At 66.1% G+C, this 622-nt stretch carries 1 protein-coding gene and 1 pseudogene; both read left to right on the top strand.

Features of this window, described 5'->3' with window-relative positions:
- Positions 1-120 (top strand): annotated as a pseudogene (locus A9976_RS19080) (ectoine/hydroxyectoine ABC transporter permease subunit EhuD); the annotation flags it as partial.
- The coding region (locus A9976_RS19075; RefSeq protein WP_183020308.1) for an amino acid ABC transporter ATP-binding protein at positions 117-622 on the top strand (506 nt) is incomplete at its 3' end. The pseudogene A9976_RS19080 and the gene A9976_RS19075, both read left to right, overlap by 4 nt.

Here is a 622-nt window from a genome sequence, read left to right as displayed (position 1 = left end):
TTCCGGTACACCGAACCCCTGACGCTGGTGGGCCTGCTGTTCCTGGCCTTGAGCCTGTTGGCGGCATGGGGCGTGCGCGGCCTGGAGGCCCGCCTGCAACGATATGGAGGAAAGCGATGAGCGCCAGCTTGAACATCAAGAACCTGCACAAGCGTTACGGAGAGCTGGAGGTGCTGCGCGGCATCAACCTGGATATTCCGGCCGGCCAGACGGTGGCGGTGATCGGCCCGTCGGGGTCGGGAAAATCCACCTTGCTGCGCGTGCTGATGACGTTGGACCAGCCCACCAGCGGCGACATCGAAGTCGATGGCCAATCGATGTGGAAGGACGAGCACGGCCGCCCCGTGGGGGCCAATTCCGAGCACCTGCGCCGCGTGCGCGGCAAGATCGGCATGGTGTTCCAGCACTTCAACCTGTTCCCGCACATGACGGCGCTGGGCAACGCGATGGAAGCGCCAGTGCATGTGATGGGCCTGCCCAAGGACCAGGCGCGCGAACGCGCCGTGGAATATCTGGACATGGTGGGCCTGGGCGACAAGCTGGACGTCTACCCCGCGCAGCTGTCCGGCGGGCAGAAGCAGCGCGTGGGGATCGCCCGCGCGCTGGCCATGTGCCCCGAGAT

This window comes from Delftia sp. UME58 (assembly GCF_014170385.1).
Taxonomy (GTDB): domain Bacteria; phylum Pseudomonadota; class Gammaproteobacteria; order Burkholderiales; family Burkholderiaceae_C; genus Comamonas; species Comamonas acidovorans.
The sequence above is the reverse complement of the archived record's forward strand: the minus strand, read 5'-3'. Positions and strand labels throughout refer to the sequence as shown.